This window comes from Streptomyces sp. NPDC046349, assembly GCF_055587885.1.
The window spans coordinates 167,769-181,795 of sequence record NZ_JBVJFK010000006.1 but is presented as its reverse complement, the minus strand read 5'-3'; the positions used below and the strand labels follow the sequence as shown (position 1 = coordinate 181,795).

The 14,027-nt window shown below is 73.0% G+C and carries 11 protein-coding genes; 5 read left to right on the top strand and 6 right to left on the bottom strand.

Annotated elements, in window-relative coordinates; translation table 11 throughout:
- Positions 1–98 precede the first annotated feature (98 nt).
- From ACZ6JS_RS16155 to ACZ6JS_RS16140, 4 genes are all read right to left on the bottom strand, one after another.
- The gene (locus ACZ6JS_RS16155; RefSeq protein WP_469298777.1) at positions 99–1,220 is read right to left on the bottom strand and encodes an LLM class flavin-dependent oxidoreductase; all 1,122 of its coding nucleotides are present in this window, start codon (positions 1,218–1,220) and stop codon (positions 99–101) included.
- Between the two features lie 107 nt (positions 1,221–1,327).
- Complete coding sequence (locus ACZ6JS_RS16150; RefSeq protein ID WP_469298386.1) at positions 1,328–2,113, bottom strand: SDR family NAD(P)-dependent oxidoreductase; 786 nt, start codon at positions 2,111–2,113, stop codon at positions 1,328–1,330.
- A gap of 10 nt (positions 2,114–2,123) precedes the next feature.
- A complete protein-coding gene (locus ACZ6JS_RS16145; RefSeq protein ID WP_469298384.1) occupies positions 2,124–3,071 on the bottom strand; it encodes a TIGR03619 family F420-dependent LLM class oxidoreductase in 948 nt (315 codons plus the stop codon).
- 461 nt (positions 3,072–3,532) lie between these two features.
- On the bottom strand, positions 3,533–4,339 hold the full coding sequence (locus ACZ6JS_RS16140; RefSeq protein WP_469298383.1) for a L,D-transpeptidase family protein: 807 nt from the start codon (positions 4,337–4,339) through the stop codon (positions 3,533–3,535).
- 284 nt (positions 4,340–4,623) lie between these two features.
- On the opposite strand from ACZ6JS_RS16140, the gene ACZ6JS_RS16135 reads away from it, so the two are divergent.
- A complete protein-coding gene (locus ACZ6JS_RS16135; RefSeq protein WP_469298381.1) occupies positions 4,624–5,067 on the top strand; it encodes an NUDIX hydrolase in 444 nt (147 codons plus the stop codon).
- A 201-nt stretch (positions 5,068–5,268) separates the two neighbouring features.
- Here ACZ6JS_RS16135 and ACZ6JS_RS16130 read toward each other — a convergent pair whose 3' ends face one another.
- Entirely contained in the window at positions 5,269–6,123 is an 855-nt protein-coding gene (locus ACZ6JS_RS16130) for a trypsin-like serine peptidase (RefSeq protein WP_469298380.1), read from the bottom strand.
- Positions 6,124–6,364: 241 nt separating this feature from the next.
- On the opposite strand from ACZ6JS_RS16130, the gene ACZ6JS_RS16125 reads away from it, so the two are divergent.
- Positions 6,365–7,714, top strand: coding sequence for an RICIN domain-containing protein (locus ACZ6JS_RS16125; RefSeq protein WP_469298378.1), 1,350 nt, complete (start codon positions 6,365–6,367; stop codon positions 7,712–7,714).
- Positions 7,715–8,026: 312 nt separating this feature from the next.
- On the opposite strand, the gene ACZ6JS_RS16120 is transcribed toward ACZ6JS_RS16125, so the two are convergent.
- A complete protein-coding gene (locus tag ACZ6JS_RS16120; protein ID WP_469298376.1) occupies positions 8,027–9,259 on the bottom strand; it encodes an amidohydrolase family protein in 1,233 nt (410 codons plus the stop codon).
- 132 nt (positions 9,260–9,391) lie between these two features.
- Here ACZ6JS_RS16120 and afsR point away from each other — a divergent pair, with 132 nt between their 5' ends.
- From afsR to ACZ6JS_RS16105, 3 genes are all read left to right on the top strand, one after another.
- A complete protein-coding gene (gene afsR, locus ACZ6JS_RS16115; RefSeq protein ID WP_469298375.1) occupies positions 9,392–12,739 on the top strand; it encodes an SARP-family global regulator AfsR in 3,348 nt (1,115 codons plus the stop codon).
- A 173-nt stretch (positions 12,740–12,912) separates the two neighbouring features.
- A complete protein-coding gene (locus ACZ6JS_RS16110; protein ID WP_469298373.1) occupies positions 12,913–13,104 on the top strand; it encodes a hypothetical protein in 192 nt (63 codons plus the stop codon).
- 183 nt (positions 13,105–13,287) lie between these two features.
- Positions 13,288–14,016: a class I SAM-dependent methyltransferase gene (locus ACZ6JS_RS16105; protein WP_469298371.1), complete on the top strand. Its 729-nt coding sequence runs from the start codon at positions 13,288–13,290 to the stop codon at positions 14,014–14,016.
- The last annotated feature ends 11 nt before the right edge of the window (positions 14,017–14,027 follow it).

Below are 14,027 nucleotides of genomic sequence, written 5' to 3'. Positions count from 1 at the left end.
CGCCGGGGCGACCGCGGCCTCGGCATGGCCTCCGGCCGGGGCCGGTGCGGGACGGCGGTCCGGGAAGACGCCGTCCCCGTCGGTGCGCCCCGCAGGGGTCAGGCCGACTGCCGGAAGCGCGTGGTGCGGTGGACCGGGTCCGTGTCGATGTGCGGGATCACGTGCTCGCCGATCAGCTTGATCGTGGTCATCGTGTCCTCGTGGCCGACGCCGGTCGGCAGACCGAAGGAGAGCTGGTCCGCGCCCGCCTGCTCCCAGCGCTTGCACTGGGCCCGGACCTCCGAGGGGTCGCCGCAGATGAGGAGTTCCTCGGCGATCAGCAGCTCGATGATCTCCGCGTTGTACTCCGGCAGGGTCTCGGGCCACTGCGGGATCGCCTCGGGCCGCGGGAAGGTGTCGTGGTAGCGGAAGACCAGCGACTGGAAGCGGTTCATGTTGGCGTTGACGGCGATCTCGACGGCCTTGTCGTGGGTCTCGGCGCAGATCGCGGTGGAGGTGACCATCACGTTGTCGTTGACGAAGGCGCCGATGGCCTTCGCCTCCCGGATGGCCGTCTTGTACTGGTCGAGGACCCACTCCATGTCGGAGACCTTCTGCACGCTGAAGCCCAGCACGCCGAGGCCCTTCTTGGCCGCCATCGCGTAGGAGGACGGCGACCCGGCGGCGTACCACATGGCCGGGTGGGCCTTGCCGTACGGCTTGGGGAAGACCTTCCGCGGCGGCAGCGACCAGTGCTTGCCCTGGAACCCCTCGTACTCCTCCTGGAGGAACATCTTGGGGAATTCCGCGATGGTCTCCTCCCAGATCTCCTTGGTGCCGTTCATGTCCTCGATGCCGGGCAGGAAGCCGAGGATCTCGTGGCTGCCCGCGCCGCGTCCGGTGCCGAACTCGAAGCGGCCCTTGGAGAGGTGGTCGAGCATCGTGACCTTCTCGGCCACCTTGACCGGGTGGTTCACCGGGGCGAGCGGGTTGAAGATGCCGGAGCCGAGGTGGATGCGTTCGGTGGCGTGCGCGAGGTAGCCGAGGAACACCTCGTTCGCCGACAGGTGCGAGTACTCCTCCAGGAAGTGGTGCTCGGAGGCCCAGGCGTACTTGAAGCCGGACTTGTCGGCCTGGATGACGTACTCGGTCTCCTCGACCAGCGCCTTGTGCTCTGCCTCGGGGTCGACCTTGGACCGCGCCTCAGGCACGTATCCCTGCACGAAGAGACCGAATTCCAAGGGGTTCACCGTCCTCTGTTTTCTGACGTTGCGTCAGATTTGATGTCACGACTGTTCCATCGCGGAGCCTGGAGCGTCAATACCTGACGTCCCATCAGCTGGCTGGGCTACAGGATGCTGACGCCCGCCATCCAGCCGCCGTCGATGACGAACGGCTGGCCGGTGATGTACGAGGAGTCCTCGCCGGTCAGGAAGAGCGCCAGCCTGGCGATCTCCTCCGGCCGACCCACCCGGCCCATGGGGACAACCCGCCGGTAGAGCTCCGCCATGGCGTCGCGGGCCTCGTCGGTCATGTTCGCGGGGTCCAGCAGGCCGGGGTTGGCCATCGGGGTGTCCACCGCGCCGGGGCACATCGCGTTGACCCGTATCCCCTTGTCCGCCAGCTCCAGCGCGGCCACCCGGGTCAGGCCCAGGACGGCCGCCTTGGTCGCGGCGTAGGCGCCGACGTACGCCATGCCCGTCAGGCCCGTGTACGAGGAGGTGTTGACGATGGTGCCGCCGCCGGCCGCCTCGATCTCGGGCGCCACCGCCTTGATGCCGAGGAAGGTGCCCACCTGGTTGACCTCGACCACCTGCCGGAACTCCTCCAGCGGGGTCGCGGCCAGCTCGTTGAAGCGCAGGATGCCGGCGTTGTTGACCAGGCCGTCGATCCGCCCGAAGGCCTCCTTCGCGGCTGCGACAGCGGCCGCCCAGTCCTCCTCCCGGCTCACGTCCATCCGCACGTACCGGGCCCGGTCCTCGCCGAGATCCTCGGCCACCGCCGCGCCCTGCTCGTCCAGCACGTCGCCGAGGAGCACCTTGGCCCCCTCGGCGGCGAAGAGCCGCGCCTCCTGCTCGCCCTGGCCGCGCGCCGCACCGGTGATGACGACGACGCGCCCGTCCAGCTTGCCCATGCCCGTGCTCCTAGTCGTTGAGGTGCGGGGCGACATCGGCCCCGAAGGCGCAGATCTGGTCGACGAGTTCGGCGCGGTCGCGGCTGCGGAAGCGGACCTGGATCTGGTCGACGCCGAGCGCCGCGTACTCGCGCAGGGACTCGGCGAGCGCCTCCGCCTTGCCGGTGAGGGTGTGCCGGCCTGTGTCCCAGCCGGGCTCGCCGACGTACAGCGCCTCGGTGATCGCGCCGACCTCGAAGGGGCCGGTGACGCCGGCCTCGGCGCGCAGCTGCGCGATACGGGCGATCTGCGCCGGGAGCCGGTCGCGCGGGTCGCCCTGCGGGAGCCAGCCGTCCCCGCGGACGGCGGCCCGGCGTACGGCGGCGGGCGAGGATCCGCCCACCCAGACGGGGATCCGCTCCTGGGCGGGCCGGGGCAGCTGTCCGAGGTCCCTGAAGGCGAACCGCCCGCCCTCGAACTCCGGGTACTCCCCCGGCCCCAGCGCCGCCCGCAGCGCGTCCAGGGTCTCGTCGAGGACGGCGCCGCGGCGCGCGAAGTCCACACCGAGGGCGTCGAACTCCTCCTGGACGTGGCCGGCGCCGACGCCGAGGATCAGCCGGCCGCCGGAGAGGTGGTCGAGGGTGGCGTACTGCTTGGCGCTGATCAGCGGGTGGCGCAGGCCGAGGATCGCCACGTGGCTCAGCAGGCGCACCTGCCCGGTGACCCCGGCCAGGAAGGACAGGGTGGCCACCGGGTCGTACCAGACGGTGCTCATGGCTCCCGCGAGCCGCCGCGGTATCGCCACGTGGTCGCAGGTGGCCACGTATGCGAAGCCGGACCGGTCGGCGGCCCGCGCGATCTCGGCGAGATCGGCGGCGCCGGCCGACGCCTCCCAGGATTCGGCGTAGATGGTGCTCTGCGACTGGACCGGGAGCTGCATCCCGTAGACCAGCCGACCTTCCGGAAACACGCGCGCCATGGCGGGCCCGCCTCGCCTTCGTCTGCCGGTTCGTCATATCGGTGCCGGGGCCATCGTGATACCTGACGGCCCGTCAGACAAGGGGGAGGGGCGATCCCGGGACGGTCCCGGCGGGGCCGGACCCACCGGCCGCAACGTGCGGGTACGGGCGCCACCCGTGCCCGTACGGCACAGGCAGGAGCACGCTCACAGCCGACGCCGACCCCCGCATCCCCGAGGAGGCCAAGGCCGGACGCGCCGCCGCGGCCGCCGCCGCCGAAGAGCTGTCGCCACGCTCCCGCCTGGCCCGTTCCCCGAGACGCACCCACCCCGGCAGAGCGGGCAGAGCAGGCCGAGCGGGCCCGCGCCGCGCTCCACGCCCGGAACGGCTGCGCCCCATCCCCCGCGCAGCAGAACGACCTGGACAGGCGAACCGGTGGGCGTCCCGAGCCTCGGCGCCCGACCGGCCGCCGCCGCCCCTGTCAGAAGCCTTCCGGCCCCATCACGATGACCGGCCTGGCCGCCGGGTCCAGGGTCTCCAGGACCTTGCGCATGGCCTCCTTCGGGATGCCGACGCAGCCCTGGGAGGGGCCGTCGTGGTCCACGTGCAGCCAGATGTTGCCACCCTTGTCCTCGCCTTCCGGCTTGACCGGGTCCAGCGGGGAATGACCCGGGCGGCGGTTGAAGTCGATGGCGACGACGTAGTCGAAGGAGCCGACCAGGGACTCCCCGTTGACCCCGCGGCCGGTGGCGACGAAACCCCGGTCCTCGTCGTACGGGAGCCTCGTGCCCGGCGGCGGGGACAGCAGGCCGCCCGCGTCGGTCAGTGCGAAGACGCCCTGCGGCGAGGTCAGGTCGCCGTACGTGCGCTCCGTGGACCAGCCCCTGGCCCCGTTGCGCGCCGGCCAGCTCTCGGCCTTGACCCAGTCGGCCCCGGGCGCGGGCCGGGTGTACAGGGTGGCCGTGGACTCCGAGGAGTCCACGGCCTTGCCGGTGACCAGGATGAGCTGGCGGGACTCGGCCGGGATCCTCGCCCGGGTCTGCTCGCTGATCCCGGTCAGGCCCTGCGTGGGCGACCGCGGGGTGTCGCGCGCCACCCGGTCCACGGGCTGCGGGCGGGAGTCCGTGCTGGACTGCGCCGCGCCCGCGGCCTGTTCCGGGTCCTGGGCGACGTACACCCATCCGGCAGTGAAGGTCACCAGGCCGAGGGTGGCGGCGAGCGCCGCGCGGCGCGCCGCACGACGTTTCGTACCGGCGGGGCGGGAGCGTGCTCGGGCGTGCTTGCTCATTCACCCGACCGTACATCAGCGCACCTTCAGACCCGGTTTGTCCGCGATGTGCGCGCCACGCCGGGCACCGGGAAGCGGACACGGATCGTCGGACCGCCCTGTGGGCTCGGCGTGCCGGCCGGAATCGTCGTGGACGGGGCGGGCGCGGCGGTCCACGCCCGTACGGGCGACGTGTCCTGGGTGGCCCCCCTCGGGGCCGTGGGCGGCGGCGTGGCGACCGGCTCCGGGGCACATGGGGAGCGGGACCCGTCCCCTGGAGCCGATCACCGACGTACCCTGACTCGATGAGGCGAACTCCACGTCACGCGGCGCGCGTTGTCATCCTGTCCCCCACCGGGTCGGTGTTCCTCTTCCGTGAGGACAACGTGGAGGTGGGCATCCACTGGCTGCCGCCCGGCGGCGGCATCGACCCCGGTGAGAGCCCCGAGGACTGCGTGCGGCGCGAGCTGCGCGAGGAGACGGGGTGGACCGACCTGGAGCCGGAGCGCCTGCTGTGCACCTGGGAGCACGACTTCACCCACCAGGGCGTACCGGTGCGCCAGCACGAGCACATCTACGTCACCAGGGGGCCGCACCGGGAGCCGGTCCTGGAGGAGCCCGGCATCCACTGGCAGTGGCTCTCCGCGCGGCGCCTGGCCACGCTGGGCGAACCGGTCTGGCCGCCCCGGCTGTCGGACCTCCTCACGAACAGCCCGCCCGAACCGGTCCACCTGGGCCTGCTGGCCTGACCGCCCGCCGTCGGCACTGCGAGGCCGGGGAGTGGCGACACGTGCCGCCCTTCGTGCGGATTCGCCCTCGGGGGATTCCCCGCCCCCTCATCTGCGGGCAGGGCCGGCCGCTCCCTCCCTTCGCCCATCGCACCGCCGAGCCGCGGATCGTCATCGAGCAGGCCTTCCGGCAGTGGCCCGGCCTGCTCTGCGACCCACCCGCTAGCGGGAGGCGGGGGCCTGGGACGTGGCCTTCGTGTAGAGCGAGGCGGCGTATTCCCCCAGCACGGTGCTGGTCGACACGTCGTCGGTGTCCCCGCCCGTGAGGATGCCGATGATCTTCCCGTCGCGTGCGATCCACGCGCTGCCGCTGGTCCCGCCCGGGAAGTCCGCGCAGTCGAAGCGCTGCTGGGTCGGGCTCTCACGCACCGCGGTCGCCGTGCAGGTGCGGGGGACCTTGCGGTCGGCGGGGTACCCGGTGACGGTGACCTCCTCGCCGGCCCGGCCGGTGGTGTCGAGCACGGCCGCGCCGGTCACGTCCTCGATCGAGCGGCCCTGGGCGTCGGGGGCGAGGGTGGCGAAGGCGAGGTCGTAGTCGTCGTCGGTGCCCTCGGACCAGCGGTCGTCCTCGAAGACCTCCTCGATCTTCCATGTGCCGTACGGGGCTTTGTCGTTGGCGTAGGCCGGCGCGAAGACGGCGGTCCCGTCGCCCTGCTTCCCGGCGAGCAGGCAGTGCCCGGCGGTGACGATGAGGTTGCGGCCGGGGCTGTGCACCACAGTGGCGGTGCAGAAGTGGTCGCTGTCCAGGCCGTTGGTGAACAGGGCGCCGGTGAAGGCGGCGGGCCCGCCCGGCGGGGGCGTCACGGCCGGCGGCAGGGTGGTCCCGGGCAGACCGGACAGCTGGGGCTTCGGCTCGTGCGAGCGCGAGGGGCCCGCGGGCGGGAGCGAGGGCTTCGCGGCCTCGGCCCGCACGGGCGCGGCCGCCTCGGGCGGAGGCGCGAGCTTCGCCACCGCCGCGGAGGCCCCCAGGGCAGCCACCGCGCACAGCACGGCCGTCACGACGCTCCGCTTGTCCACCGGCATGATGATCCTTCCGCTTTGCCCTGGCGAAGCATGCCTTGACCGCGGCGCCGGGTGCAAGGCACGCGACGACCCCTGGGTAACCGGCCAGTCACCGCCGGCAGTGCCTACACGGCGTTCAACTCGGGCCTCCGGAGAGGACTTTGGGGCTATTGGCCTATCATCGCTTCGATTCTCGCCGCCCCCGCCGTCGCGCGGGCGCGCGGAAAGAGATTCTTGACGAGAGGGCAACGAACACTTGCGATTCACAGGCAAGCACCGAATATCCATCGTTGCCGCGGCGGCCGCGGCCGCGATCGTGGGAACCCTTCAGCTCCCCTCCACCGCGTTCGGCACCGAGGACACCACGGGGGCGGCGGGCATCGGGAGCGCCGTCGACGGCGCGGACAGCGCCCCGCCGGCCGGGGAGGCGCCCGACGCCCACGTGGAGGACTCCACCGTCCACGGCAGCGACGGCACCGTCTTCAGCAACGGCGTCATGTCGCTCGGGACGCAGGCGGCGCCGAAGGCCGCCACCAGGTCGGCCGCGGCGGCAGCCGCGCCCACCGCGCCGCAGGGCGAGGGCTGGAAGCTGAGCGGCGCGACCAAGTGGCTGGCGACCGGCTACACGATCAAGTTCTACGACCAGAAGTCCGCGGACTGGCTGGGTCCGTACGTGCAGGCGTCCGCGGCGGACCTGCGCCGCATCACGAACCTTCCGGTCACCGTCGACACGAAGCCGGTCGGCTGGGACTACGTCCGGCCCAAGGGCGAGGTGATCGTGGGCGTGCTGCACCGTCCGTGCGTCCCGCCGGCCGGCGAGGGCACCATGGGCAGCACCGGCTGGAAGGTCGTCCGCGACGGCACCGGCACCGCCAACCTCAGCTGCGGCTTCACCAGCTCTTCCGTGGCCGAGACCGTGACCAGCGGACACGCCTACATCGACGACTCCTTCTTCACCCCGGCCGGCAAGCCGACCGCCGCCATGGGCGAGACGTACATGCGCAACCACATCAGCCACGAGCTCGGGCACACGCTGGGCCTGACGCACGCCAACCGCAGCCTGACCAGGGGTGACTGCGTCAAGGGGACCGACTCGGGCCAGTTCCCGGTCATGTGCTCGCCCGCCTACGCCTACCAGGACAAGCGGGCGGGCACCTATGTCCAGCAGTACGACGTCCAGGGCCTGCGGCGCCTCGCGGCCGGCGCCGGGGCGACGCTGTCCCCGCAGGGCAAGGTGACCGGAATCGGCTCCAAGTGCCTCGATGTCAAGGGCGGCAAGGCCGCAAACGGCACTCAGATCCAGCTCTACACGTGCAACGGCTCCGCGGCGCAGTCCTGGATCCTGGGCAAGGACGGCACCTTCCGCGCGTTCGGCAAGTGCCTGGACAACGCGCGCAACGCGAGCACGAACGGCAACAAGATCAGCCTCTACGACTGCAACGGCTCGGCGGCCCAGCGCTGGTCGGTCAACGCCAAGGGTCAGATCGTCCACGTGGCATCGGGCAAGGTGCTCGACGTGACCGGCGGCGCGACCGCCAACGGCACGGTGGTCCAGCTCTACACGGCGAACACGAACAAGCGCCAGGTCTGGGCCACCCCGAAGTAGCCCGGCCCCGATCGACGACGGGCCGCCCGACGCACCGGGCGGCCCGTCCGCGTAGGGCAGTCGACCGATCCGCGCGGGCACGCCTCGGACGCACGCCGGCCCCAATCCGGGTTCGGCACGAGCGCGATGCGGCTGGCGGCCGGGATCCGGGTGAAGTCGCTCACCGGCTCGGGCGGCCGGCCTCGCCGCGCTGACGGCGTCGCCGCGCTGCTGCCGGCCCTGTGCCCGGCCGGCCCGGCCGTCTCCCTCCTGATCGTGACCGCGCCGCCGGGCACGGCCGCGAGCCGTCGGGCACCGGCCCGACCGGGCGGGTCAGGCAGCCGAGCCCGGTCCCGCCCACAGGCCGTCCGGGGTGAGCCCGAGGAGGTCGATGGCGTTGCCGCGCACGATGCGGTCGACCACGTCCGGCGCCAGGTGCCCCATCTGCGCCTCGCCGACCTCCCGGGACTTCGGCCAGGTCGAGTCGGAGTGGGGGTAGTCCGTCTCGTAGAGGACGTTGCCGACGCCGATCGAATCGAGGTTCCTCAGGCCGAACGCGTCGTCGAAGAAGCAGCCGAACACGTGCCCGGCGAACAGCTCGGACGGCGGGCGGAGCACCTTGTCCGCGACCCCGCCCCAGCCGCGGTTCTCCTCCCAGACCACGTCCGCGCGCTCGAGGATGTACGGGATCCAGCCGATCTGGCCCTCCGCGTACATGATCCTCAGGTTGGGGAAACGCTCGAACTTGCCACTCATCAGCCAGTCGACCATGGAGAAGCAGCAGTTGGCGAAGGTGATGGTGGAGCCGACCGCAGGCGGGGCGTCGGCGGAGGTGGACGGCATGCGGGACGAGGAGCCGATGTGCATGGCGATGACCGTGCCGGTCTCGTCGCACGCCTCGAGGAAGGGGTCCCACTCGTCGGTGTGGATGGACGGCAGGCCCAGGTGCGGGGGTATCTCCGAGAAGGCGACCGCGCGCACGCCGCGCGCCGCGTTGCGGCGGACCTCCGCGGCGGCCAGCCGGGCGTCCCAGAGCGGGATGAGGGTGAGCGGGATGAGTCGGCCCCGGGCGTCGGGGCCGCACCACTCCTCCACCATCCAGTCGTTGTAGGCCCGTACGCCGAGGAGCCCCAGCTCATGGTCTGCGGCCTCGGTGAAGGTCTGGCCGCAGAAGCGGGGGAAGGTCGGGAAGCAGAGGGCCGACTGGACGTGGTTGACGTCCATGTCGGCGAGCCGGTCGGGAACCGAGAAGGAGCCGGGGCGCATCTGCTCGTAGGTGATGACTTCCAGTTTGATCTCGTCGCGGTCGTACCCGACGGCGGTGTCGAGTCGGGTGAGCGGCCGGTGCAGGTCCTCGTACACCCACCAGTCGCCGATCGGGCCGTCGTCGCCCGGTGCTCCCATGACGGGGGCGAACCTGCCGCCGAGGAAGGTCATTTCCTTCAGCGGGGCGCGGACGATGCGGGGGCCGATGTCGCGGTACCTGGACGGGAGCCGGTCCCGCCAGACGTTGGGGGGCTCCACCGTGTGGTCGTCCACCGAGATGATCTTCGGGAAGGTCTCCATGGCGCATACCGTAGCGCCGATCTGACGAACCGTCAGCTAGTTGGTCTGTGATCGGTCATGGACGGGCTGACGTGTACGCGCGAGACAGGGCAGACTGACCCTTACACCGACGGAAGGCAGGGGGGACGACAGATGGACGGCGTACCGGCCATCCCGCACCCGCGGAAACACCCCGAGGCCCGTGCGGCTGCCGCCGCGTCCGAAACCGGCTCCGCCGCCCGCCCTGCCGGTCCCGTACCGCCGCCGGCCACCCCGGGAGCGCGCCGGGAACCCGGCGCGGCCGATCCCGCCGCGGCGGGTACCGCAGTCACGCCCCGGTCCGCGGCCCGCGCCGCCGGCCCGGCCCCCGCCGCAACCACCTCCGGCCGTGCCGCCGCCGGAGCCGCGGCGGGCCCGTCCCCCACCGACGCCCCGACGGGCGCCCCGCACACCGCACGCCCGGCCCCCGCCGGTGGCGGGTCCCGCCAGGGCCCCGCCCGCGGCGACAGCGACGCGCCCACCACGGCCCGCCCCACCGCGGCCGCCGCCGCGAACACCACCCCGCAGCCCGCCGAGCCCGCCGAGGCCGCCGCAGGCGAGTCGCGGTTCGCCGTCCTCGGGCCCGTGCGCGCCTGGCGCGGCGGCGAGGCCCTGCCGTCCGGCACCCCCCAGCAACGCGCCCTGCTCGCCGTACTCCTGCTGCGCGACGGCCGCACCGCCACCGCACCCGAACTGATCGACGCCATCTGGGGCGAGGATCCGCCGCAGCAGGCCCTCGCCACCATCCGCACCTACGCCTCCCGCCTGCGCAAGGTCGTCGCCCCCGGCCTGCTGGTCACCGAGTCCGGCGGATACGCCATCCGGCTGCGCTCCGCCGCCACCCTCGACCTGGGCGTCGCCCGCAGCCTCGCCGCCGACGCCGAGAGCGCCCGCGCCGCCGGGGACCGCTCCCTCGCCCGCACCCTCCTGGCCCGAGCCCTCGACCTGTGGGAGGGCGAACCCCTCGCCGGGGTCCCCGGCCCGCACGCCGAGACCGAGCGCACCCGGCTCGCCGAATGGCGCCTCCAGCTGCTGGAGACCCGCCTCGACCTCGACCTGGAGGTCGGCCACCACGCCGAGGCCGTCTCGGAGCTCACCGCCCTCACGGCCGCGCACCCGCTGCGCGAACGGCTGCGCGAGCTGCTCATGCTCGCCCTGTACCGCAGCGGCCGGCAGGCCGAGGCCCTCGCCGTCTACGCCGACACCCGCCGGCTCCTCGCCGACGAACTCGGCGTCGACCCGCGCCCCGAACTGGCCGCCCTCCAGCAGCGCATCCTGAACGCCGACGCCGACCTGGCCCGCGCGGAAGACCCCGCCCCGGCAGCCACCGCCGCTCACGTGAGGCCCGCCCAATTGCCCGCGACCGTACCCGATTTCACGGGCCGCTCCAGCTTCGTCCACGAGCTCGGCACGATCCTCTCCGGCGGCGCCCAGGACCAGGTCATGGCCGTGTCCGCACTGGCCGGCATCGGCGGCGTCGGCAAGACCACCCTTGCCGTGCACGTCGCCCACACCGCGCGCCCGCACTTCCCCGACGGCCAGCTCTACGTCGACCTCCAGGGCACCGACGCCCGCCCCGCCGAACCGGAGGCCGTCCTCGGCTCCTTCCTGCGCGCGCTCGGCACCCCCGACACCGCCATTCCCGACTCCCCGGCCGAGCGGGCCGCGCTCTACCGCTCCACCCTCGACGGCCGCCGCGTCCTGGTCCTCCTCGACAATGCCCGCGACGCCGCCCAGGTCCGCCCGCTGCTGCCCGGCACCGCCGGCTGCGCCGCCCTCGTCACCAGCCGCGTCCGTATGGCCGGCCTGGCCGGCGCCCATCTCGTCGACCTCGACGTGATGAGCCCGGAGGAGGCCCTCCAGCTCTTCACCCTCATCGTCGGCGAGGAACGCGTGCGCGCCGAACGCCAGGCCGCCCTCGACGTCGTCGGCGCCTGCGGGTTCCTGCCACTGGCCATCCGCATCGCCGCCTCCCGGCTGGCGGCCCGCCGCACCTGGACCGTCTCCGTCCTCGCCGCCAAGCTCGGCGACGAACGCCGCCGCCTCGACGAGCTCCAGGCCGGCGACCTCGCCGTCAAGGCCACCTTCGAACTCGGCTACGGCCAGCTCGAGCCGGCCCAGCAGCGCGCCTTCCGCCTCCTCGGCCTCGCCGACGGCCCCGACATCTCCCTGTCCGCGGCCGCCGCCGTACTCGACCTGCCCGAGTACGACACCGAGGACCTCCTGGAGGCTTTAGTCGACTGCTCCCTACTCGAATCCGCCGCCCCCGGCCGCTACCGCTTCCACGACCTCGTACGCCTCTACGCGCGTGCCTGCGCCGAACGCGACGAGCAGCCGCCGAGCGAGCGGGAGGCGGCCCTGGACCGTCTCCTGGACTTCTACCTGGCCACCGCCTCCGGGGTGTACGCCCTGGAACGCCCCGGCGACCGGCTCCCCGCGCACCTTTCCGACACCCACTACCCCGGGCTGGTCTTCGCCGAGCCGCGCGCCGCCCTGGACTGGCTGTACACCGAGGCCGGCCCCCTGCTGGCGTGCGTACGGCAGGCCTCCACCCGGGGCGGCGACTCACCGGTCCTGCGCCGGGCCGTCGACCTGCTGTGGGCGGCCAAGGACCTGGCCGAGTCGGGGGCCAACTCCAAGCAGTACGAGTCGGCCGCGACCGCCCTGCGCGACGCCGCACAGGCCGCCAAGGACCCCTACGCCGAGGGCCGCGCCCGCACCACCCTCACCAACGTGCACCTGGTCGCCGGCCGCTTCGCCGAGGCCGACGACGAGGCCCGCCAGGCCACCGCCCTGGCCCGCGAGGCCGGCGACCCGCTGCCCAGCTGCTGGGCGCCCAACGACCGCGGGATCATCGCGCTCTACGAAGGACGGCACGCGGACGGCGAGCGGTACCTGCTGGAGGCCATCCAGAACTTCCGCGCCGACGGCAACAACGTCGGTGAGGCGAGCGCCCTGTGCAACCTGTCCCGTATCCACGTGGAACTGGGCCGCCTCACCAGCGCCATAGACCTCGCGCAGCAGGGCATCGCCATCTACGACCGGATGGGCCTGTCTCTGCGGCTGGCCAACGGCCGCTACGCACTGGGCATCGCGCTCACCCAGGCGGGACGGCTCGGCGAGGCCCTCGCTCAACTCAACGAGGCGCTGACGCTGTTCCACGACAACCGGCAGCCGCTGTGGGAGGGCGTGACCCACTTCCGGCTCGCCGTCGCCCATCTCGCCGCGCGTCGGCCCACGCTGGCCGCCGCGCACGCCGAGCAGGCCATCGCACTGCGCGGCATCGGCGGCGAGTGGCGGCGCGCGACGGTGCTGACCGTGCTGGGCAAGGCGCTGCGGCGGCTGGGGCAGACGGACCGGGCGCGGGCGTGCTGGCGGGACGCGGAGGCGGTGTTCAAGCAGCTCGGTTCGGCCGAGCTGGGTGAGGTACAGACCCTGCTGGCCACGGAGATGGCCGCCTGACCTGCGAGGACGCCCGTTGAACGAGGCGTTCATCGTTCGTTTATCGCCGAACGGCACGATAGGTGCATCGACCCGGTGCGTCGGGGGACATCCGGGCCGGTTGGAAGGATTACCCGTTCGGCGGTCATCGGGGGAATCGCCGAACGGGTCCCACCCATCCATCAGGAGAACCGATGACGACGAACGAGAACATCCTGCCGAACGACGGCACCATAAAGCCGCTCGACAACCATGCCTCGGGCGTCGAGATCGAGACCCTGGACAACCACGCGTCGGGCATCGAGATCAAGCCGCAGACGGACGAGCAGGCCGCGGGCGAGGAGATCCGGACGCTGGACAACCACGCGTCCGGTCCGCGCCCGTAACAGCCGCCCGACGTACGGGGGAGCCCACGGGGGAAACGGGGGCTCGGGGGGACATCGGGGGAGCAACGGGGGAACGGCGGTCGCGGTGGCCCGGAGGGGGAGCCATCGCGACCGCCGCACGCGTATGCCCGGCCCGAGGGCGGAAGAGACGGCCCAGCCCCGGGCGCGGCTTACGCTGGGGGTGTGTTCTCCTCCCACGGACCGAGCGTCCGCGAACTGGCCGTGCAGGGCCTCTCCTCCGTCGAGCGGGGCTACGACCTCCTCGCGCCGAAGTTCGACCACACCCCTTTCCGGACGCCGGACCGGATGCTCGACGCGGTCGAGGAGACCCTCGCCCAGCAGGAGGGCACCTTCGGCTCCGGCCTGGACGTGTGCTGCGGCACCGGCGCCGGGATCGGGATGCTGCGGCGGCTGTGCCGGGACCGCGTCACCGGGGTGGACCTCAGCGCGGGCATGCTCGCCGAGGCGGAACGCACGCACGCGGTCGACGACCGCGTGGACTTCGTACGGGCCGACGCCCGGGCACTGCCCTCCGCGCTGGCCGGCTCCTACGACCTGGCGGTCAGCTTCGGCGCCTTCGGCCACTTCCTGCCGTCCGAGCGGCCCGCGCTCTTCGCCGGGGTCCGCTCGGCGCTGCGCGAGGGCGGGGTCTTCGCCTTCCCGATCGGCGCCCCGATCCCGCCGAGCTCACCGGTGTGGTGGGCGGTGGCGGGCTTCGACGCCGCGATGCGGGTGCGCAACGCGGTGTGGCGGCCGCCGTTCGTCATGTACTACCGGACCTTTCCGCTGAGCGGGGTGCGCGCGGACCTGCGGGCGGCCGGCTTCATGGTGGAGACGGTCCCGCTGGAGCACTTCGGGCGTCAGGCCGGCGGCGCTCCGCGCTGGCGGCTGGTCCTGGCCCGACGCTGCTGAGACTCACCGGA